The organism is Psychrobacillus sp. FSL K6-1464 (genome assembly GCF_038003145.1).
In the GTDB taxonomy this organism is placed as follows: domain Bacteria; phylum Bacillota; class Bacilli; order Bacillales_A; family Planococcaceae; genus Psychrobacillus; species Psychrobacillus psychrotolerans.
Window position 1 is genome coordinate 122,656 of sequence record NZ_JBBOOP010000002.1, and the last position, 20,568, is coordinate 143,223.

A 20,568-nucleotide genomic window follows, 5' to 3' on the forward strand; every position below is an offset into this window, starting at 1 on the left:
TCTTGTTAATTGATATAATTCACTCTCTATCTAAGCCGCGTTCTTCTGAAATGTTCACTAGCTGTTTTTTTAGTTCTTCGCCCGTCAATCGTTCTTTTAAATATACATGAGGTTCATTGACTTTTGCATTAGAACTTCTTTGATATACATAAAACAGATATTCTTTTTCACCTTGTTTCAACGTCAGCCACCCACACACTTCTGAATCGTCAAAATATAAACTTTTAGAGATGGGTTGTTCAGATGGAACAAGGATCATTTCAAAATTATTTTCACCAACTAATTCCTTCAATTCTGTCACAGAAATCTCGTTTAATCCATAGTTATTTGGCTCTTCGTTTGATTGAACAACAAAGGACGTTTCTTCATCTTGTCTTACAGCCCAAATACTACCGGAATCATACTCTTCTTCTCGTTCTTCATCATCCATTTCACTGTTTTCTCCTTCATCATCTTCAAAAATTGAGCTGTCTATTTCAATGAAAAAGACTCCTTCTTCGTTAGTATCTAAACCTTCTATAGTAGTACCAGCCTTCTCATAACTCAAAGCATCCTCCGGACTTATTATCGTACCGGAATATCCTTCGATTTTTCTGAAACCAGAACCCGCTTGATCAACATAAACTACTGTGCCTTCTTCTAACATAATAACTCCTCCTTTTAATGTTTGTGATATTGTTTATATCCCTTTGAAATTCATTAATACTTAAAGTGATTAATGGTGTTTAACAAAATTATCATTGAAGCGAATCCAATAAAACTCTCCAAGTTCTTTCATACGTTCAATAATCGGAAGTAAGATATCTTTTTGTAAAGATTCATAAATCGCTTGGTCTTCTTCACAGAAATACTCTCCGCTGCTATCTCTCACTTTTTCCATTTTGGATAAGATAATAGCATTCTCCTGAAATAGCCGATCTAGTTCCTCGGCATCTCCCATTACTGAAATCAAATTTTTATTCCGTTCAATTTCTTGATGCATAAAACATTGCCACATTTCCTCAATTTCGTCCGATGTAGGACTCGGTAGAATTTCCTGCTCAAAATACTCAACGGATTCCATACCACCACTCCTTTTTAATTATTGGTTTACAATACCTTTTAGATTGTTACTTTGCATCATATGCAGATGGAACAATTTCTACAAAAAAACTGCTGTTTATACAGCAAGCCCATTTCCTAATCATCTATCGTTGGTTTCATTTCTTTCATTACTTTTTTCACTTCTTGTTAAATAAGAGTTCTAATCTAGTTCTTACGAACAAAGAAGCCCAATATATAAAGGAGAACATCACTATTGCCATTATTAAAGCAAATGGAAGCCAAAACCATATGGAGAAATAAAATTCCATAAAATAGCTAGACACACCTAATTGCATAATTCCATATAGAATTCGACTAAGTGCTACACTTCGACCCTGTGGATTTGCGTGACAAGCAGCCAAAGATATGAATGAAGTAAATAAAATCACAAAAGATGAGACATATGCTAAAAAAACAATGATTTGTATCCAAAATTGGTTCACAATTAAAACCTCCCTTAAAAGTCTTCTTCTATCTTATGCAAGGAAAAAATAAACTATAAGAGAAGAACTTCAGGACTTTATAATATTTCAACAAAAAAAGAGCATGAACTATCAGCTCTCTTAGAAATAATTTATTCATCCTTAAAAACACTTTATTAATTATTTGCCCCCTTAATAGTTTGTATCGCTAAGTCTAGAACAAGAGTGAATATAGTCTTTTTTATCCTTATACACGCCAAGAAGTTTGCCCATTACTTTTAATACTTGTGCATTTGGTGCATATTTACCTTCTAGTATTGCCTTCTCTAATATTAAATCATTTACATACCAAGCATATGAAAGTGCAATAGCTGGACTCCTACTGACTCCTGCATGACAGTGTATGATTAGTTCCTCCTCATTATTAAAGCTCTTAAAGAACGTCAAAACCTTTTCTCCTTGCTCCTTATTAAACCAATTCCAATTACTTGGAAGAGTTGTGCTAGGTTCCACATCATAAAAGCACAGTGTACATTCTTTTACGTATTCCTGTTCTAGAGGTCGGAAATCACTTTCCATATCCCCGATACGGATAATACATGCTTTCTTTACTGTCCTATACAAATTTGCTCGACTCATACTAAGTACTTTTACCAACATATAGATTCCACCTTTTCAGCTTCAGGAGTTTCCTGACCTTTTTTGTCTTTCTGTCCCATGATATGCATTTAACCCGGAAGAAATTAGAACTGTCGTTAATCAATAAGCATCATTAATTATCACGGTGACAAAAATCAAATTTTTAACAAAAAAAAAGACCACCTTTGGGTAGTCTGAACCGTAATTAAGCAACAAAAAACACATGTTGATCAAAATAATCATCAATTTCAAGTGACTTGTATGAGTGAATCTTTCTTCCACCACAGTCTTTTGACAAAATACTTGATATTTCTTCAAACAATTCTTTCACCGGAAGGGTATTCATGCCTGTTTGTGTTTTGAATTCCACAAGCGTTTCTCCTTCTTCTGATTCAAACATATCACACGAGCTTACATGACCACTTTTCATTGTTTTTAATTCATATGCAGCTCTAACAACTTCGTACATTTTATCTTCTTTTACCACTAGTAAGTTTGTTATCTCTTTATTAAACATTTCTTTTCCCCCAGTTTTTTAGAACATTCGTTCCCTTTTTTAATGATACCATAGCCTATTCACTGCTGACAAGTTCAAGTGCTTCATTTTGGCTCAGCTTTTTGCACGAAATTATACCTACGAATGACACTAGTTCATTGTTTCTATCTGTACCTTTATAATATTTCATACAGTGTACAAAGTCAAGCTTTTAAATAAAAAGATTGTCGAATGATTTTAAGTCGCTTTTAAGATTGCTAACACTCGACCACTACATCCTTAAAACACTGACACATCAACATTCATAAACTTTAAATTAACAGTTTATGCTCAACGTATTGTAGTAACTTCCCTATTTTTATGACTTTGATTTACTTTGTTCGACAATTTACCACTGTTTAAAGTGTCTACTATTGTATACAATATCACACAACAATACACAAAATTTTTGGAAGAGATGGTGAGCTAACTGTGAGGAATTTCCTACTAAAGAAGTATGTACAGGCTAGAACAGCAAACACTGTAGCTAGTAGCAGTTTTAAATGTGAAGACTGCGGAGAATATGTGCGAAGTGTTCATCGACTTAGCATTTTAAACTTGATTCTTTACGTGATTGGGGGCGGAATCCTTACGTATACCTGGCATTACTTAGCAGGGATTGTCTTCGTCGTCGGTTGTCTTTGGATTAATAAAATACTTTTAAAACCTGTATGTTCTAAATGTTTTTCTCCGAACATACACGAACGTAAAACAAAAAAAGAAGAGGAGCAAAGCTCCTCCGTTGTGCCGCCTGTTGTCTAGGGCGGTATTTTATTTACTTAAAATTGTCAACACGACTTGTTGCCTACCGAGCTGAATTGCCTCTTGGGTACTTCCAACTAGAATATCGACTTTTTGTCCTTTTATTGCTCCTCCTACATCATCTGCGATTGCTGTGAAGGTCCCGTTCGGTGTTGACACGCTCACAAGTGTTCCTAGTGGAATAACCGATGGATCAACGGCAATAATACGGTACCCGTCTTTATAGATGGTTGAGCGGATATTCGTTCCTCCAGCCGTTATTCCAGAACAACCCTTACAGGTTGCCGTAAAATAGGTTGCCGTAAACGTACTTGCAGACGCGGATTTCACAGCAGACTTACTCTGTTTCTGTATGTCTTTTCTTTTTGCCTCGGCTTTCTCCTTAGCTATATTAGCTTTTTTTGCTTCTTCTACCTTCTTCTCTTTCGCTATTCTCTTCTGCTCGTTCGCTAACTTTTCTGCCGCAACTCGCTTTTCTTCAGCGATTCGTTTCTCTTCAGCAACTTTCTTTTCTTCTGCCGCTCGTTTTGCCTCAGCTTTTTCTTCTGCAACTTGTAATTTATACTTTTCTAGCTTCATGGATTCTAGTTCTTCTGTTTCCAAGGTCAATTCGTCATACTTGGCATCATAGTCATGGATGACGACTGTTTTCTTAGGTTCTTCTTTTTCTTCTGTTCCCAGTTCAGATGCTAACGCTAACTGTGTGATAAACAAGGAAAACAGTCCTGCACTCAAGATGAAGGCACTTCTTCTGTGAATGTTCAGTGTTTTCGACTTCTCCTTTTGACTTCTCTTCATTGTTTTTCTCACTCCTTTTCGAGTTATCCTATGCACCATTTGACAAAACACATCTAGTACCGCGTTTAACGTTACACGTTTGACACAGTTGTCATCTAAATGAAATATAAAATGGTCCCTACTCATTCGAAACGGAATAACGATTAGTTCTTTTTTTGATGAATAGAATAGAAGAAAAGGAGATGAAATTATTGAAAAACAAACGCCAATTAAATGCATTGATATTAGGTATAGCGATGTCGAGTCTCGTTCTGTTTGGTTGCGAACAAAAAGCCAATCAAATAGATTACACTATGCAAAGCATAGATAAAAACGAATCTACATCAACAAATACACAACCTTTAGAAACAGCCGGAGGACTTGGAATCGACTACGCAGAAATCTATGGAGAGAAAGAAGTAGAAGATGCTATGAAAGGAGTTATCGATCAACCATTTAAAGATTTTACTTTAGAAGATTCAAATGGAAGAGATGTCTCTCTAAAAGATTTCGTCGGGAAACGTATAGTGATTGAATTTGCTAGTACTATATGTCCTTATTGCATTGAAGTCCAAGATACTATAGAACAATTTGCAAAAAACAACCCGGACGCCGTGTTATTGCAGGTGTATGACAGAGAGTCAAAAGATACTGTTCTTGAACACTTATCTACAATAGAAGAAACGCCAGGAGTAATACCTTTAATTGGCAAGGGTGATTATGCTATATCAGATGTGTATGGAGCAATCTACACGCCTACCTTCTATTATATAGATACTGAAGGAATCGTTCGATTGATGACCATAGGGGCAGAAGGATTAGAAAATTACCAGAGTCATTTCGATCAGGTAAAATCACTGGACAATAAATAAGAAGGGTGCCACATGGCCCCTTCTCTTTGTTTTATGTCATTCTCAGCTTGATTGATTGCTTCCACCATCTAAGAACCAGACTAGACAATACTGCCAAGGCGATAGGTTCTCCATGACCAATGGCTGTTGCCCATCCAGAGGAAAACACAAGACCTATTGATAAAGACGCGATAGCACCTTCTAGACCCACGTTGTCTCTTCGCGAATGACACAACAGTAATCCGCACAGAATAAGAACTACCCCTACCAGTTGAGCCAGAGAACCTACTGCAGGGAATAGTGGGACGAATATTACTGTTCCGATTAACATTGTGCCAAGACCCCAATGAATAAATTGCTTACGATTCACGGAGAAAATGTCTAAGTCGCTTGATTGAATTGCAACTCGTATGATTGTACCCATATTTTTCGAATGTGTTTGCCATCTTTCAGAAACATTCTTTCTACGGTACTTAAGAGTAGCGATACACAACCCCAATGCAAAAACCATTGAAATGATTCCCATTAAATCCAGTCGGATAATAGAACCCAACATTCCAATTCCCAATGACACAAGCATCCCTATGTAGGCATGTTTAACGGAATAGAAACGTATTTGTTCTATTTTCTTATCTTGTTTTCTCCAGTGAGCTTGTTCAACATTCGGTATTACTCCTGGAGTTTGATCTTCTGCACTAAACAGTTTTCTTTCTTCCATTTTCTGCTCTCCTTTCTCAAGCTTTTGTCCTCAACCGAACAACATAAGACATGTATCACTGTCAAATATAATTGACTTAATTACCAATCCACGTTATGATGAGAACAAGAACTAGATATAGTGTTTCATTTTATTTTTATCCCTATATATTGTAAAACTAACAGAAAGGTGTGATTATCTTGATGAAAAAGATGATGAATGTAATTCCCAACTTAGCCATTAGCGTTTGTTACGATGTATTAATTATTTCTGTTCTTTGCATGGCTTCTTACTATGTGCCTTCATTTTGAGTTTTCCCCACTTCAACTATTGATATGGCAGGAAGTAGGGAGCTTTCAAACTCAATGAACCTAAAGGAACCTATGCAATATTTCATTGCTGTTTAGCTCTGTCGGCAAATCTCCAATATGTCTCGGAATACTTCATCTGATAAATCCTTGCTGGCATACGCATATTCGAGCGTCCCCACAGATGGCCATTCCACCACATAATCCGTTGGATGATAAGTGAATTTAGCTAGCCCTAGCCCAACTTTGATAGAATATTTATCCCCCTTAAAAGATGGTCCAGTTTCTATTAAGAAAGCAGCAAATTCAGCTTTTTTTAATTGACTTAATGGAAATCTCTTCATTACAATCCTTTTCTTTTTGAACCACATATGCGACACTCCCTCTATTTTCTTTATCGTATGCATAGCGGTAAGGACCAATTACTTTTTGTCTTTCGTACGTTGTTGAACAGTGATATACATGTCTCGAATATCGTCTCGGACAAGACTACCGTGCAGAACTAGTGAATACGCTGCGTTGTACAGCGTTCCAAGAAGCCTCGGATTAATCAAATATGGAACTTTTCTTCCTTGTGGACGGTGAACCCATCGATACCGAACGATTTTGCTTTCTCGCATAGAATCCAACAACTCCAGTAACTCTTTGACATCGCCAAGAGTTATTCTTGCTTCTTTCCATGTTACAAAACGAGTGATTCTTGCAGTGTTAGGAAAATCAATTAAGTCGAACTGCTCCAGATCAGAAAAGGAGACAACAAGCTCCTCTTCCTCCTGATAAAATAGACATCCTCTTTTTTTCGTTTTTACTTTAACTCGGTGTCTCCCTTCATCCTCCATCCATTCGAATTCAATTGTTTGACTCATGTAAGCCCTCCTTTAAGCTTTGTGACTACTTTGAATATTAATCCATCTTCTCCTACGCCTTGTAGACAAATGTACAGCTTTTCTCCTAAGCTATAGCGTTCTGTTCCGAACGACACGGTCTCATCTGTACTATCGTGAACAATGTTGTGATCCAGAATATAGCCGGTCGCTGCGTTTTCTAGTTGGACACTGATCTCGCCGTCCATGAGGGACATTACTTGTCCTAAAAATACGACCCCCATATGCTGCTCTCCCCATTCCTTGATAAGCGAATCGAGCACTTCTTTCTCAGCTACTTCCGCAATTCGTTCTCTGTTGGATGAACGGGAGGCGATTTCATCGAAACGACTCGACCATTCCTCTTTCTTTTTATCTAAAAGTGTATTTTCTAGAATCGCAGACAACACTCGATGACAGACAAGATCTGGATAGCGTCTGATTGGACTAGTGAAATGGGAATAGGCTTCCGAACCCAATCCAAAGTGATCAGCCACTTCCGCTTCGTAACTAGCTGGTAACATGGACTCCAATAGTAGTTGTTCTGCCGCAATTTCATGCTCTGTTTCTCGCATCTCGGAAAGGATAGACTGTATAGATTTAGAAGAAGGCTCTGTAAGATCGACTACATACCCTTTACTGTTCAAGTATTTCTCCAGCCTTTCTAACCGATGTTCATGCGGTACTGGATGTGTACGAAATAAAAAGGGAACCTCATGTTCCAATGCAATTTTTCCAACAGCTTCATTAGCAGCAACCATGAAAGATTCAATGATTCGATTTGCGACTCTCTTCTCCTCGGGTCTCACATCAATTGTCTCACTATCAACTTGAACGCTCGGCTTCTTATTTTGGAAACGTATAGCCCCTCTCAACCTTCTTCTGCTTTCGAGAATTGTCGCTAATTGGTGAGCGATTGTAAGATTTTCTACAAGTCCTTCTACTTCAAAGTCTGGACATTTTTCCGCACCTTCTAAGTAGTCCGAAACATCATCATAGATCAGTCTAGCCTTCGACCGAATAATTGATTTGTGGAAGGTGTGTTTCTGCACATTTCCCCACTCATCGATGTCTAAAAACACCGACATTGTCAATTTGTCGATTCCTTCTTCCAGACTGCATAGCTTATCCGATAATATTCTAGGCAACATTGGCACATTATGTCCTGGGAAATAAACGGAAGTCCCACGATAAAATGCCTCTTTATCTATTGTTGAATCTTCTTGTACGAAATGACTCACATCTGCGATGTGTACGCCTAGTCGAAACATACCGTTATCTAACTTCTCAATAGAAATCGCATCATCTAAATCTTTTGCATCTGCACCATCAATTGTGTAGATAAGTTCATTTCTTAAATCAAGGCGACGTCTTTCTTCTGATTGAATATCAACACGCAATTTCTTTGCATCTTTCAACACTTTTGAAGGAAATTCAATCGGAATGCCTCGTTCCTCACAAATGTCATCTGGTGAAAGGGTCCCGTGAGATGTAGAGCCTAACACTTTCACTACTTTGAACCTACCGTCCGACAGCTTACAACAATGCACAATGTCTAAATGTTTAGCTTGTTCAGGTGGGTTTACGATTTCCATTTCTGTCGCTCCTCCTTCTTCAGGCACAAAATAACTTTTCTCGACAGAACGCAAGAAAGTTCCCCGGAACGTTTGTATTGCACTAGTTAGAATTTCCAGATGCGTTACGTTCCCCTGACTGGTGAGTCCATACAAAACTCGGTCTCCATTTTGAAACTTCCCTGCCGATGGTTTCCCGTGCGTCAAGCCAGAATCCGTTAATATGTGAAGAGTTCCGTTGCTCCCTGGATAAACAGTTCCCACAAACCATGGCTTTGTTTTAGTTAAGCTAATTCGGTTTTTCATATTTCGAGTTAAGAAACCAATATCAGTCAAATCATTGATTGCTTTACGGAATAGTTTCTTTGCGTCTTTACGCATTTTCATCTGGCCCATAATCTCTGTCTGAAGCCTTGGCTTTGATTGGCTATTTAGCATATGTTCTACTAATCTCTCTTTGATTGTTTTCAATGCTGCTCATCCTCTCTTTACCTTATCTTATGCAGTGTTGATTTCTTCGATAAGTCAGATGCGTCCGACACTGCTCGACTAACTAAATGGCATAGGAAAGACAACCAGTACGTAGAATACAAAAACAAATAGGAGTGAACGACATGAAATTTTGGATTTTCTCATCAGTAATAATCGTAATCATTGCCTTTAGCAGTTACCACATAACGAATTCACAAGAAGAAATTGCCCCTGGGGACTTTGTAGAATATCCTATTGCGATGGAAGGTAAAAGTCTTATATGAAACCAATGACAAAGTTATTCATATTGATACCGGGTTCATTGTTTATCGCTACTCTAGTATTGTTATATGTTTGGGCAAATCATGAAGAACCTAAAGAGAAGAAAATAAATATACCCAAGATTGAAAATGTGCAAGTGGAAAAAATTCCTGTTGGTCCTGAAGCTATAAAAGAAGAACCTGCTATTAAAGGGGAATTGCTTGTAGAAAAAGAAGAAGAAATAACAAAGTTCGTCTATCTTGTTCAAAATACAACTCCGGAAGATATTGCCTTAATGACAGATCCTAGTATGGTAAACATTGAGATTATAGATGCAACTGGAGAGTCTGTATACAGCATCCCATCTCAAAACAAGGAATATACGCAGGTGATCATGGAATCAGGTGAAAAAATTAGATTTGTGTTCCCTTTCAATTTGAGTCCAGGTCATTACAAAGCAACCGCAAATCTCAGAGAAGCAAGTGGTCCGGCCGCAAGTGTCGAATTATCTCATGTCGAAAAATAGAAAAGAAGCAGTTAGCCCTCTTCGGCTGCTGCTTCTCTTTTATTTCATGCATATTAGTTATATATTCTCGTAGCTTACAATTTCATAGAGTTTATCAAACTATGAACTAATTGGTTTACATTTTTGACAAACCCTAATACTATAAGGCTTTTCTCCAACAAAAGCTGAACCGAACAGGTAATTATATTTAGTTCTTTTAGTAATAGGTTTTCGACAATCATCACAAATATAATCTCTTCTTGCTATTTGGACAACTTCTTTAATTACATTACTCAATACTCTCTCTCCTTTATAACACAAGTTTAGTCTATCTATTGGTCTCTGCCTTTTCGGTTAACCCTAAATCTTCCATGAATTTCGATAATTTCTGTATCTTATCCAAGTCTTGAGAGTATAAATCCACTTTTGAAAGATGCGATTTAATCATAGACACATTCCTTTGATGCTGAATATTCGCTTCGATTTCTGGTGTAATAGGTAAGATTTTTTTATTATTCTCTCCTCGAGTCATTCCCGTTATTGGATCAATGACTTCCCCACTGTTTAAGTTTATTCTTCCAGAGGGAGTTACTTTTACAATCACATGTACTCGGTAAACGCTATTCCTACTCCACCCCAATGCGTTTTGCGTGGCAACCTTATCTCCTTCTTTCAACCCTTTCAACCATTCAATGTCCTTTGTCAATTTGCCTCTATCCCTTCTTCCACTTTGTCTGCACATGCATCACAGATCAATTGGTTTTTATGAGTTTCCAAAAAAGCAAGATGTAAATTATCTTCGGCTTTAAAATTCGTGTCACAAAGATTGCAAGAATCCAAGTCTTTCCTGTACTTACGGAATTCCTTATACTTTATATAATTACGATGAACATTTGTGAATATATATTTCTCGGTATATACCTTTTCTATTGTAAATCCCAAAGTTATTCCTCCTTAAGTCTATTGACTATCCTCTTTCTTTTTGAACATTCTATTATAGTAGAAGCATGACAATATGATTCGCTTAGTAAGACTTTAGACCGATTTGCCTTGTAAATTACTGATATTTGTTTGATTCTGGAAAAAAAACGAACTGCTGACCGATAAGAATAATAAGTGGATGATATTTTTCTTTAAATAGTATATAGTTCCACTAATATAACTAAAAGGAGGAAGCATTTTGAACCCTCACTGGCAATTCAAAAAATTTATCAAAGTAAATAGGGAATTTTTATTAGAGTATGCACAATTTATAGATAGGAAGAAACGCAAAGCATGGAAGACTACAATTATTTCTATCTCTCTTGTCTCACTAGCACTTATTATTCCTATTATTCTCCAAGAATTTAGCTATATTTTGTTAATTAATTTTTTAAGTATTTATCTATTAATAGGGAATATCCGTCGGAACAAAAAGTTTTCAGAGGAAAAAAACGCCTTTCTTGTCGATTATGAAGAAACTATTAAACGATGGGAACAAATGCCGAGTTCTCACAAGGACCTAAGTTATGAAGAAATTCTAATGATATGTAGAAAACAGTTTTATGAATTTCACGAAAGTGAACCAGAACCGATTGGAAATGATAAAAATAAGCCGACTTAATATAAGCTGCGGTTCTTTTTTCGGCGAAATAATAATAGGTCCATAAAAAAAGCCTTTATCTTCGGAGACAAGGCTCATAATCTATGATGTCCATTAACAAGAATAGTTCAATCTACTTTCAGCTTCAAGCTGGTGTTCAGTTTTGTTATAGGTAAAGCCTTTATCTTCTAGAATGACACACAAGACTACGGTGATGAAGAATAGAAAAAGTAGCATATTGTCCTCCTTTCTTTTTGTATTATAGTAACCTTGATAAATTTTGATAAATGTCTTAATAGTTAGTGAATTTAGTTTTTTCGAGTATATTATTTAGTTTTTTAAGCAAAAAAACACGCCTCTTAAGGGCGTGTTCACAAAGGTCGGTTCAGGTAGGATTCTAATGGAACAAATTGATAACACCCTTACATCGCATTTTAAGAATGATACGGTGCTTATTTCCGATCCAATTTATAATCTGATTTATGAATTACTAATAAAATTATTCCTAAAATACAAGGAAATAAATATATTACTAACATCGTTTCATCTAGGAATTTAAGCATTTCGTAATCTAGGAAATTAATATTTCTCTTTATATATGCTATGAAATTTGGAATAAATAAAATCCAATAAATAACCGTCATTACTATCAATTGTATTTTTGACGCAAATATCAGGGTTAATACGAAAAACAAAGTTGTTAATGCTGCTAAAAAAATGAATGATTTCAACTCTTCCATGCTATAAGTGACTGGTGTATAGGTAGTTAATAATAGTTTCCTCAAAAAACAAAAAATGAGTAAAACTATTGAAAAGAATACACTGATTGTAAAAGATATAATTTGACTAAGTTTCATTATATGTTCCCCCTTCAATGAACTACACTCTTTTTCATACCTGTATGGGACTTTTTCTTAAAATAAAAAAACGCTTAATTACTTAATTTCTTCTTCACAAACTCGTTTTCATTTTAACATAAATATCCAGTTGAATTGAGTTTATTTTAAACAGACGTAGGGTATACGAAGGCTCTGTTAAAAGTAAAGGTTGATTAATCGTTAATGAAAGTGGAAAATGTGTTTCCCTATTAAGTATTGGCACTGGATATTTATGTTAAAATAAACGTAAGATTGTGAAAGGCTTCACTTAAACTAACGCGGCAGTTTAGTTGAATAAGGATTTTATTCTGATTGTAGGAAAAGAACCTATAAGGTGGTTGATATAGTGCAAACAAATGCTTTATTTTATAAAATACAAAAGGGAACTGTAATAACTAAGGACTATGTAAATTGGTCGATTAACTTATTAGAAAACGATGTGTCATCACCATCTGTAAATATAATTTCTTCATTTTTAAATGGTGAAAGTATTTTCGAAGTGGAAGAGTATTTTAATAGAGCATTAAATGAGTTGGAAATACAGAAACCAACCTTCGAGATTTGTGCTAGAGCCTATATAGGTCATCTAGCAAATAAAATTATTAAAGAAAATAATCATTCATTTACATTTGATTTTGCTTATAAGATTTATCGAATTGTTGCTTCGGATTTAGATTATCCTGATGATTTGATGGAGTGGTATGAAATAAGTGAAATGATTGATGAACAACGTAATGGTGATATACCTTTAGAGTTTAATGAAAGCCAAGTAATATCAACGATTAAAAATGAGGCAAATATCTTTTTAGGGTTGAATGTCTAGTAATCCATCTTCAAGTAACGGGTGCTTTACTTCAAGAAGGAGTAAAGCCTTTTTTCTTATTGAACTAACGAAGCAGTTTAGTTGAATAAGATAAATATAAAAAAAGTGGGGGATTAAATGTTATTAACTCCTTTAGGTGCTATTAAATTATTCGTTAATGATAAAGAAGTGGGATTTACTGCGAAAAAATTAGATTTAGAAATGCATTGTCAAGATGTAAATGGTAGGTATTTAATTCAATATGAATACAAAAGTGAAATCAAGAATCAAGTGATTAAATGCTGCATACCTTCAATAGATGTAAAGGGAGATATCGAAAGTGGAGAAAGGCTTGAAGCGATTTCTTTTTACCAAAACGATATAAAACTAACAATTGGAGTAGAAGGAGAATTTACCGATTTCCCAATAGATATTGATTATAGTGGGGATTATTTAAGTAATGGAATTCAATATGAAACATATAACACTACTGCGAATAAAATATTTTATTTTGGTGTTTGTTGGATTCAACCATTGACAGAAGAAAATGATGTTCAAACTTGGTTTGGTGCCGACCCAACTTTAATTCAAAATTTATAGTTTGTGAATTAGTACACTTAAACTAACGCCGCAGTTTAGTTCAATAAGCCAAATGGATTCTTACTTATTATAAATGTTAAGTGGAAAATTTATATAAAATTGGAACATCTATTTGTTTCGAACGTATTAAAGTAAAGTTGCAGTTTAGTTGAACAATGATAAACAACTACAAAGGAGTGAGAATATGACTTATGCATCTGCATACATAGGATTGTTTTTAATGCCTATCCTTTGCATTATATTTTGTTTGAATTTGGTTTCTATATTGAAAAAGGTAAAACACGAAGAAAAAACTACGGTTCATACTGTTTGGCTTACAATATCGTTTACTCTTATTATGTGGAGCATCGCATGGCTAGTAGCAGGCACTTATTAAGCTAACGGGTGCTTTAGTAAAAATCATCGTGTTACTTAGGCAACTCTTTTTTCTTATTGAACTAAAGCGGCAGTTTAGTTTAATAAGCCAAATGGATTTTTACTTATTATAAATGGAGAATTTATATAAAGTTGGAACATCTATTTGTTTCAGGCGTATTAAAGTAAAGCAACAGGTTAGTTCAAGAGTGTTGTTTAACTTATGTTCATGATTCGGACAGCTTGTGATAAGGTTGCGGTAAAAACAAACAAAGGAGTTGTATAAATTTGAAGCAATTTTTATTACTAATTTTAATTGTTTGCGGTATTCTGACAGGATGCGGAGGAAATAAAGTAACTATTTCAGAAATTAATTTAGAAAAGGCAAATGACATTGTGAAAAATTTTATTATGGATGTAGAAAATGATGAAAAAGGTACAGGAACTGGCATTTATATGTACAACGATTCCAAAAAACGCTATTTGTATCTTAATCAAGATTTTTTGGATGATGGAAAAGAATTTGGAGATATAGATATCAAAACAGATGAAAATTCGATTAACATTTATCTGAACGACATTTCTAATTCTGAGGGGGAAGCAGACACATATAAGTTGTACAAAATCAATGTCAAAGGGGACTATGAGTACCTGAAAGTTTTTAAGAATGGTGAAGAAACCCATTTTGAAGGGATAGGGGCTTAGTGGATGATGCCACAAAGGGGCACGATTTAATAGGTTCTCATTGTACTTCTTCGACTAAACCAGCCAATAGTTTGTCTCATTTTGATAGTGAGTTGAAAGTTTCATTTGAAAGTATGCCATAGTCAGTGTTTGTGAGTCTTCTACTTCAACTAACGAGGTGCTTTAGTAAAAAATAGACAGGAAAAAATGAGCTTGGAAATGCTTCTCCAAGCTCATTTTTCTATACAAAATCAACCATTAACTTTAACAAAGCCTTTTTTAAAACACCTCAATAATCAAAATATCTTACCCATACCTCTATCGTACAACATTTCCAAGGTTCTTGATGTTAATCCAACCTTATTTGTCAAGTTCCGATTTAGACATCTCCTCTACATATTGCAGCAAACTAAGAAGAGCCTTGTCACCCGCTTCATTTCGCCATTCTTTCCCGTATCGCAAAATAGATACTACTCCATTATTATTAATAAATGTATACTTTCCATTTTCGACTGTTAATTCAAACATATTATCTTCTCCTTTTGATTGCAGGCTGTCCTGCTCCAGTTTTTTAGTTAGTTACCTCCCATCATATGCACTAATCGTCCATTTCATATGTAAAACCTCTAATAGAAATGTGTATATTCCACATTGAATTTCCTTCTTGACCAATTATAAAAGGACAGCCTTCTATATGTAGAAAAAAGACACAGACTATGAAGTCCTGTGCCTTTTACCGCAATTTAATAATCGTGATCATAATGATGATCATTTGTATTGTCATTCATATCTCTATCCAAATTGTCTCTCGTTTCCTGATCTATACGTTGCTCCTCTTCTTGCCTAAACATGTCATTTAACAAACCACCATCGTAATCAAAAAAGCGGCTTGTTTGTTCATCTGAATATAGAGCTCCAGAAGTGCCCACCGTTACAGTTCGACTCCCTCGACTCTTCAATAATTTGACTGTAGAAGCATCTCTTTTCTTGATACGTCTGTACATCCTTTGTTCTTCTGCCTTATCTTTTACAGCCCGTGCCGAATAAAATGACACAAAGAGCAAAGACACAATTATGAATGTGATCATGTATTTGTCATTCAGCTGTATGTCTGCAATTACATCAACATAAGCTGCAGCAAACAAAATAATAAAGTAAGATACTAAAACGCCCACTCCTGTTGCATATCTTCTCGATGCTATATGACCTGCTCCTAACACGACAAATTCTAGTAGGGCAAGCAAAATAGGCGGTTGTCCTTTTTTCCAAAAGCTTAAAAATACACCGAATATAAGAACCATGCAAATTGGAATTAACCATTCCGTTATCATTAGCCACAACATCACTATAACCCCCTAAGACTACTTTCCCTTACTTCCCATTATAACTGAACGATACAAGTAATAGATATCAAATAATTTCGACAATAAAGAGCAACCATCGGCTGCTCCTGTCGATTATTCTGTTATTCATCCTTAATTTGCAGAACGTGAATCGAATACTCTACTTCTGGAGAAAATCCACAAAATTCGACAACATAACCTTTCGCTTCTGTAATAATTTCTTCTTCAGAAAGTAACGACTTCTCTTCGTGATAGACACTAGCTGACACTTTTACAGGTGTTCCCGTTTCGAAATGAACCTCATAGCTCTGTATTGCATAATTAATAGTTTTTTGAAGTTCTCCCACTTCCTTTGCCTGTTCCCATGTGTGGTGTGCCATAAAACCCTCTACATCATCAAACAATGTAGAAACTCGAAAGACATAATGTTCAAGTGTTTGGTAATCTACAGTGATAGTTTTGTATTTCTTATTGGAGTCATCATCTAATCCTGTTTGTAGTGCGACTAAAACTAATGGATTATTCGTCACTAATTTACTCTTCGATATGACCGCTGCGTTCTTTTCTGTTTTCTCCAATTCATAACTCCTCCTTTTAATAGTCACAAGATATGCCTATTCACATAGCTTTACTAGTTCATTTGCTTGATTCGCTAATTTTTTAACCAAGTAGGAAGTATCTTCAGAGGATTTCATACTCTCTTCGATTGTCTCCAAATTTTCTTTCATATTGTCCAATGTAACTTGTGCTCTTCCACTATCTTTAAAATCCATATAAAAACCCACCTTTTCATTTTAATATTATCAAATCCTGCTTAATTCACGCTCTAATTGGACAAATCGCACATTTGAATGAAAGTCAACACGCGAGATTTCGCCCTTCCAACGAGCTATTTCTTGTTTCCTATTCGGTGCAATCATAGATAATAGAATGACTTGTAGAATAGCGACATCCAAGTTTTCGAAATTATCTCTGTAACGCATCCCAAATAACGGAGACTGTACAAGTTTTCTTTCGATACACTTTACAACTGGTTTAAAATCTTCCTTCTCTTCATCGCTCAGTTTATGCCAAGCGTTTCCCAGAAGTTCTTGCATCCGCTGATTAATCAAGGTTGTGTCATTTTTTTCCCTTGCTTCCTTTCGCTTTTTCTCCTGCTGGTAATACCAGTTTAACTGAGCCTTGTGTTTATCCATTTTTAATATTCCCCTTTCGATGTCCATATCAAATTACTTGCGACTATGTTCGCTCCTTCTATTTGTAATCTTTACATCTTATGCAGGAGCCTTTCTTTTCACAAAGAAGTAAAGTTAGTTTGTTTACTAACGATCGGAATGTTGCCTACAAAAAAAAGAAAGCACATATAGTGCTTCCATTCTTCGCTTGAGTCGATTAATAAACTACTTAACCAAGCTTTCCATATCATAGTTCTTTCGAATATGCTCAATTAAGTCTTTTAATATTTCCACAATTGTCTCGTCTTCTTTTACCGAAGGATGTAATCTTATATTGCAAGAACCTTTTTCCCCTGTTTCTAGATATTTGTTCAAATCAAATGTAACGTAAAACAAAGGAACTTCCTTGTGACCGTTAGTCAATTTTTTAGTTGTTTTGTTTTTCATTCAATAATCCCCCTTTTTATTTATTACTTGTCGTCTCATACCAAACCTGCAATTATGCGAGATCCTCGCTCCTTCTTTTTGTAATCCTTACATCTTATGCAGCACACTATCTTTTCACAAAGGTCTATTGGTTTGTTTATTCACTCTCTCTTGTTTTTTAAAAAAAAGAAAGCACAGGTAAGTGCTTCCTAACAATCTCAATTTGTTTAATTTTTCTTGAATATCCTTACATGTTCACACTTTTCACACTTATAAATTGAAACGGTTTCATTAATATCACTACTAGGTTCTTTATAAAAATCCGTTACAGCAACAGCAAAGTAGTTATGCTTGCAAAAAAACTGTGATAATCTTTTCAGAAATGATATTTCAAACAAGGTCATGCTCCTTTCTAACTCTTTTAGAAAAGGGACGAAGCTGTAAAACTGAAATATTATCCATCTGATACACTCCATCAACTCTAAATTTCATTATGCCTTTTGTTCTACAATGTATTAACCTATTACTTCTTTCCATAGGGTTTTTATATACTCGCTTCGACTTCTTAACCATGCTTGAACTTCTTCGTCTAAAGTATTCTGGTCAATGTTTTCGATGAAAAGATGAGTGTATATCCCTTTACGCTGAAGCATCATACATAATTCCAATGTATATTCTTCATCATTCTGTTTGTAAATGTCGTATCGAAAAACAAAATGATAGGTATCATCAAATCCGTTAGACAAAAACCCTGCATGTGTATCTTTAAAATCTTGCCAAGATGAAAATTTTCCTGTGCAATCACTGTCGTAATAGTTCCCTACTAAACAATTTTGATAATCATGGTTTGTTTCTTTCAACTTTAGTCATCTCCTCATTAGTTATACCGTTCCTTAATCCAACAAAAAATAACTTAATCCCATAGGAAGTAAAACTCTTTCAGTATTGGTTTCCTTTTTCTCGGGGGCGTCACATAAAAACTTAACAATGTCCCATTAGGTTCAAATGCTATGGCCGATACCACATTAATTTCAGACAGGTTAATTTCTTGTCCTGCTTTAATTAATGGCGTTTCCTTTGCCGAAAACTCTGTTCTGACGCTATCCTTACTCAACACTGCATTTTCATTCGAGGCATACTCCACTTTTCCATAAATCTCTTTTAATTCACTTGTTTTAACCTTAATAAAATCCATTAAATCCATTTTTCATTCCCCTTTCTATTCCACCTATATAATCCTATAGATGCCCACACACCATTTGCGAACATAATCGCACCTGCATTATCTGTTCCCTTCATCATATGCAGCTCCCTTTCTTTTTACAAAAAGACATTCTGTGATTTGTTTACTTCCGATCTTGAAATAAGAAAAGACGCCTCATGAGACGTCTATATTATAATTAATATTTTTAGTTATTCTATCGATTTGTTTCCTATAAGTTCTTTTTGTTCTTCCTTGTGGATATGCCAAATTAATTCGCCAAGGTATTTTGCCTTTAATTCATCCCCACATTGATTCAATTCTGACAAATAGTCTATTATATCTGCATAGTTGCATTGAGACTCTTCTCGAATATGTTCCATTATTGTCATTGTCTTTGTGGGTCTCTTATTCAAAATTTCTTTTAATTCTGAGATTTCTTGTTGTTGTCTTTTGAGTTTTCTTTCGACTCCACAGACTACTTCATAAGCACTTCCAGCATAAGCCCCCACCAAATTATGTCCTTCATCGGATCCATAGTCATTTTCATCAAACAAATTATCCCTAATGTCTGCCAACTTGTCTTCCATCAATTCTTTCTCTGATTTCATACTAATCACTCCCTCATGTTTTTATATTATCTCGTGTTTTACTACGTAGTCACTTCGTTAAGAAGACTAGGGAGAAGTACAACCCTATAACTATAATGGGAGGTAGAAATATGGAAAGCAAAAAACTACATGCTTCTCTTTTATTCAATTTTAAAACCTCCTAATATGCAGCAGTACCGCTCCTTTTTAGTTAACACTCTTTATCCTATGCAGATTGGTTCCAAGCCATAATAAAAAGACCCCCCCTAAAGGACGTCTCTTCCAAATATGTTTATTTCCTTTGCTCTGAAAAGTGAATTGCATGGTTTCATCTGTGTCCTATATCCGCTGCTAAATCCACTGTCCTTTTTGACTTCCAACAAGTGTATCTCGTTCTTCTTGCGTAAGTTCCTGTTGCGTACAACCCGAACTTGCCACACGCTTCCGCATGGCTTCTGTATCCTTATCTTTTTGAATTCGTCTATCAATCAGGTATTGGGTGTTCCCAGACGTTGCTGAAATTAAAAAATATGGTTTATCCACTGCTTCACATCCTTTCCTATTTACCTTTCCTAGAAATATCGTTCCTCTTTTTTGTTGAACCGTTTGGTCGTAATGTGACACAAAATTTTACTCTCGGCTATAGCGTTTTAAGGATTCTTCTGTCTCTTTTTTGGCTTCACTTATCTCGTACTCGAAGGCGATTTTATATTCATTTGCAACTTGTAAGCATCGTCTTACCAACTCTCGTAGATTTGCTTTATTGTATTTCTCAGATAATAATATTTCATCTAATTCGGTTTCAGTTAAGGCTAATAATTCCTTTACTTCATCAATCATGCTTTTAGTCATACTAACGCCTCCTTATGTCGCTTTTTGTGTCTACTGCAACGTATGGTCGAACTGTGTGCTATTCGGAATGTCTTAAATTCCATCTTCCAATTAATTCCTTACGATTATCGTAAAGAATTGAGCCGATTGTTTCTCCTATGTGAGTCGCAATTGGACAACTCTCATTTCCATCAAAAGTATGAACGATTTTAAAGGAAAGCCCCGACCAAGGTTCTTGTTCGTATTCCTCGTTTCTGTCATTCCCTTCATCATCACTAACAAGTATCTTTGCTATTCCACCGCAAAATGGACATGGTTTTAATTCTTCTGTTTTGTTCAATATTTTCATTCTCC

33 protein-coding genes are annotated in these 20,568 nt (G+C 35.4%); 8 read left to right on the forward strand and 25 right to left on the reverse strand.

Annotation, left to right across the window (positions count from 1 at the left end; translation table 11 throughout):
• Positions 1–19 precede the first annotated feature (19 nt).
• The 6 genes from MKX39_RS20575 to MKX39_RS20600 all read right to left on the reverse strand — a co-directional run bounded on the left by MKX39_RS20575 (position 20) and on the right by MKX39_RS20600 (position 4,239).
• Positions 20–646 (reverse strand): hypothetical protein, encoded by a 627-nt coding sequence (locus MKX39_RS20575; protein WP_340771726.1) that lies wholly within the window; start codon positions 644–646, stop codon positions 20–22.
• A gap of 69 nt (positions 647–715) precedes the next feature.
• Entirely contained in the window at positions 716–1,063 is a 348-nt protein-coding gene (locus MKX39_RS20580) for a hypothetical protein (protein ID WP_340765009.1), read from the reverse strand.
• A 157-nt stretch (positions 1,064–1,220) separates the two neighbouring features.
• Positions 1,221–1,526 (reverse strand): hypothetical protein, encoded by a 306-nt coding sequence (locus MKX39_RS20585; RefSeq protein ID WP_340765011.1) that lies wholly within the window; start codon positions 1,524–1,526, stop codon positions 1,221–1,223.
• A 171-nt stretch (positions 1,527–1,697) separates the two neighbouring features.
• A complete protein-coding gene (locus tag MKX39_RS20590) occupies positions 1,698–2,165 on the reverse strand; it encodes a hypothetical protein (RefSeq protein ID WP_340771729.1) in 468 nt (155 codons plus the stop codon).
• Positions 2,166–2,349: 184 nt separating this feature from the next.
• The gene (locus MKX39_RS20595; protein WP_340765015.1) at positions 2,350–2,661 is read right to left on the reverse strand and encodes a hypothetical protein; all 312 of its coding nucleotides are present in this window, start codon (positions 2,659–2,661) and stop codon (positions 2,350–2,352) included.
• 789 nt (positions 2,662–3,450) lie between these two features.
• On the reverse strand, positions 3,451–4,239 hold the full coding sequence (locus MKX39_RS20600) for a 3D domain-containing protein (RefSeq protein WP_340771732.1): 789 nt from the start codon (positions 4,237–4,239) through the stop codon (positions 3,451–3,453).
• A 191-nt stretch (positions 4,240–4,430) separates the two neighbouring features.
• Between MKX39_RS20600 and MKX39_RS20605 the strand changes: the two genes are divergently transcribed.
• Positions 4,431–5,090, forward strand: a complete 660-nt coding sequence (locus MKX39_RS20605; protein WP_340765019.1) for a TlpA family protein disulfide reductase — start codon at positions 4,431–4,433, stop codon at positions 5,088–5,090.
• Between the two features lie 31 nt (positions 5,091–5,121).
• Here MKX39_RS20605 and MKX39_RS20610 read toward each other — a convergent pair whose 3' ends face one another.
• From MKX39_RS20610 to MKX39_RS20625, 4 genes are all read right to left on the reverse strand, one after another.
• Positions 5,122–5,787, reverse strand: a complete 666-nt coding sequence (locus MKX39_RS20610) for a hypothetical protein (protein WP_340765021.1) — start codon at positions 5,785–5,787, stop codon at positions 5,122–5,124.
• Positions 5,788–6,169: 382 nt separating this feature from the next.
• Positions 6,170–6,445 (reverse strand): hypothetical protein, encoded by a 276-nt coding sequence (locus MKX39_RS20615; protein WP_340771735.1) that lies wholly within the window; start codon positions 6,443–6,445, stop codon positions 6,170–6,172.
• 51 nt (positions 6,446–6,496) lie between these two features.
• The gene (locus MKX39_RS20620) at positions 6,497–6,940 is read right to left on the reverse strand and encodes a hypothetical protein (protein ID WP_340765024.1); all 444 of its coding nucleotides are present in this window, start codon (positions 6,938–6,940) and stop codon (positions 6,497–6,499) included.
• Positions 6,937–8,982, reverse strand: a complete 2,046-nt coding sequence (locus tag MKX39_RS20625; RefSeq protein ID WP_340771737.1) for a ribonuclease R family protein — start codon at positions 8,980–8,982, stop codon at positions 6,937–6,939. The genes MKX39_RS20620 and MKX39_RS20625 overlap by 4 nt, the downstream gene beginning before the upstream one ends.
• A gap of 143 nt (positions 8,983–9,125) precedes the next feature.
• Between MKX39_RS20625 and MKX39_RS20630 the strand changes: the two genes are divergently transcribed.
• Positions 9,126–9,266: a hypothetical protein gene (locus MKX39_RS20630; RefSeq protein ID WP_340771739.1), complete on the forward strand. Its 141-nt coding sequence runs from the start codon at positions 9,126–9,128 to the stop codon at positions 9,264–9,266.
• A complete protein-coding gene (locus tag MKX39_RS20635) occupies positions 9,263–9,769 on the forward strand; it encodes a hypothetical protein (RefSeq protein WP_340771740.1) in 507 nt (168 codons plus the stop codon). The genes MKX39_RS20630 and MKX39_RS20635 overlap by 4 nt, the downstream gene beginning before the upstream one ends.
• Before the next feature lie 307 nt (positions 9,770–10,076).
• Here the strand turns inward: MKX39_RS20635 and MKX39_RS20640 are convergent, their stop codons facing one another.
• Together MKX39_RS20640 and MKX39_RS20645 are read right to left on the reverse strand one after the other, a co-directional pair.
• Positions 10,077–10,454, reverse strand: coding sequence for a hypothetical protein (locus MKX39_RS20640; RefSeq protein ID WP_340771742.1), 378 nt, complete (start codon positions 10,452–10,454; stop codon positions 10,077–10,079).
• Positions 10,451–10,690 carry a hypothetical protein gene (locus MKX39_RS20645; RefSeq protein ID WP_340765034.1) on the reverse strand — a complete coding sequence of 80 codons (240 nt, stop codon included), beginning with the start codon at positions 10,688–10,690 and terminating at the stop codon, positions 10,451–10,453. Before MKX39_RS20645 ends, MKX39_RS20640 begins: the two co-directional genes overlap by 4 nt.
• Before the next feature lie 238 nt (positions 10,691–10,928).
• Between MKX39_RS20645 and MKX39_RS20650 the strand changes: the two genes are divergently transcribed.
• Positions 10,929–11,351 (forward strand): hypothetical protein, encoded by a 423-nt coding sequence (locus tag MKX39_RS20650; RefSeq protein ID WP_340765036.1) that lies wholly within the window; start codon positions 10,929–10,931, stop codon positions 11,349–11,351.
• Between the two features lie 431 nt (positions 11,352–11,782).
• On the opposite strand, the gene MKX39_RS20655 is transcribed toward MKX39_RS20650, so the two are convergent.
• Positions 11,783–12,187 carry a hypothetical protein gene (locus MKX39_RS20655; RefSeq protein ID WP_340765619.1) on the reverse strand — a complete coding sequence of 135 codons (405 nt, stop codon included), beginning with the start codon at positions 12,185–12,187 and terminating at the stop codon, positions 11,783–11,785.
• Positions 12,188–12,554: 367 nt separating this feature from the next.
• Here MKX39_RS20655 and MKX39_RS20660 point away from each other — a divergent pair, with 367 nt between their 5' ends.
• The 4 genes from MKX39_RS20660 (at position 12,555) to MKX39_RS20675 (ending at position 14,669) form a co-directional block, all read left to right on the forward strand.
• Positions 12,555–13,031 carry a hypothetical protein gene (locus MKX39_RS20660; protein ID WP_340771745.1) on the forward strand — a complete coding sequence of 159 codons (477 nt, stop codon included), beginning with the start codon at positions 12,555–12,557 and terminating at the stop codon, positions 13,029–13,031.
• Between the two features lie 117 nt (positions 13,032–13,148).
• Positions 13,149–13,610, forward strand: a complete 462-nt coding sequence (locus tag MKX39_RS20665; RefSeq protein WP_340771748.1) for a hypothetical protein — start codon at positions 13,149–13,151, stop codon at positions 13,608–13,610.
• Between the two features lie 184 nt (positions 13,611–13,794).
• Positions 13,795–13,986, forward strand: coding sequence for a hypothetical protein (locus MKX39_RS20670; RefSeq protein WP_340770131.1), 192 nt, complete (start codon positions 13,795–13,797; stop codon positions 13,984–13,986).
• A 266-nt stretch (positions 13,987–14,252) separates the two neighbouring features.
• Entirely contained in the window at positions 14,253–14,669 is a 417-nt protein-coding gene (locus MKX39_RS20675; protein ID WP_340771749.1) for a hypothetical protein, read from the forward strand.
• Between the two features lie 339 nt (positions 14,670–15,008).
• Here MKX39_RS20675 and MKX39_RS20680 read toward each other — a convergent pair whose 3' ends face one another.
• From MKX39_RS20680 to MKX39_RS20735, 12 genes are all read right to left on the reverse strand, one after another.
• On the reverse strand, positions 15,009–15,176 hold the full coding sequence (locus MKX39_RS20680; RefSeq protein WP_340765040.1) for a hypothetical protein: 168 nt from the start codon (positions 15,174–15,176) through the stop codon (positions 15,009–15,011).
• Between the two features lie 215 nt (positions 15,177–15,391).
• The gene (locus MKX39_RS20685; protein ID WP_340765042.1) at positions 15,392–15,991 is read right to left on the reverse strand and encodes a hypothetical protein; all 600 of its coding nucleotides are present in this window, start codon (positions 15,989–15,991) and stop codon (positions 15,392–15,394) included.
• A 122-nt stretch (positions 15,992–16,113) separates the two neighbouring features.
• The gene (locus MKX39_RS20690; RefSeq protein WP_340765043.1) at positions 16,114–16,569 is read right to left on the reverse strand and encodes a hypothetical protein; all 456 of its coding nucleotides are present in this window, start codon (positions 16,567–16,569) and stop codon (positions 16,114–16,116) included.
• A 36-nt stretch (positions 16,570–16,605) separates the two neighbouring features.
• Positions 16,606–16,764, reverse strand: a complete 159-nt coding sequence (locus MKX39_RS20695) for a hypothetical protein (RefSeq protein ID WP_340765046.1) — start codon at positions 16,762–16,764, stop codon at positions 16,606–16,608.
• Between the two features lie 30 nt (positions 16,765–16,794).
• Positions 16,795–17,187 (reverse strand): hypothetical protein, encoded by a 393-nt coding sequence (locus MKX39_RS20700; protein WP_340765048.1) that lies wholly within the window; start codon positions 17,185–17,187, stop codon positions 16,795–16,797.
• A gap of 204 nt (positions 17,188–17,391) precedes the next feature.
• Entirely contained in the window at positions 17,392–17,613 is a 222-nt protein-coding gene (locus tag MKX39_RS20705) for a hypothetical protein (protein ID WP_340765049.1), read from the reverse strand.
• A gap of 494 nt (positions 17,614–18,107) precedes the next feature.
• A complete protein-coding gene (locus tag MKX39_RS20710; RefSeq protein ID WP_340765052.1) occupies positions 18,108–18,452 on the reverse strand; it encodes a hypothetical protein in 345 nt (114 codons plus the stop codon).
• 53 nt (positions 18,453–18,505) lie between these two features.
• A complete protein-coding gene (locus tag MKX39_RS20715) occupies positions 18,506–18,796 on the reverse strand; it encodes a hypothetical protein (protein ID WP_340771751.1) in 291 nt (96 codons plus the stop codon).
• 209 nt (positions 18,797–19,005) lie between these two features.
• Entirely contained in the window at positions 19,006–19,404 is a 399-nt protein-coding gene (locus MKX39_RS20720) for a hypothetical protein (RefSeq protein WP_340771754.1), read from the reverse strand.
• A 330-nt stretch (positions 19,405–19,734) separates the two neighbouring features.
• Entirely contained in the window at positions 19,735–19,926 is a 192-nt protein-coding gene (locus MKX39_RS20725) for a hypothetical protein (RefSeq protein WP_340765057.1), read from the reverse strand.
• An 87-nt stretch (positions 19,927–20,013) separates the two neighbouring features.
• The gene (locus tag MKX39_RS20730) at positions 20,014–20,235 is read right to left on the reverse strand and encodes a hypothetical protein (protein ID WP_340765059.1); all 222 of its coding nucleotides are present in this window, start codon (positions 20,233–20,235) and stop codon (positions 20,014–20,016) included.
• A 58-nt stretch (positions 20,236–20,293) separates the two neighbouring features.
• Positions 20,294–20,554, reverse strand: a complete 261-nt coding sequence (locus MKX39_RS20735; protein WP_340771756.1) for a hypothetical protein — start codon at positions 20,552–20,554, stop codon at positions 20,294–20,296.
• Positions 20,555–20,568: the final 14 nt, after the last annotated feature.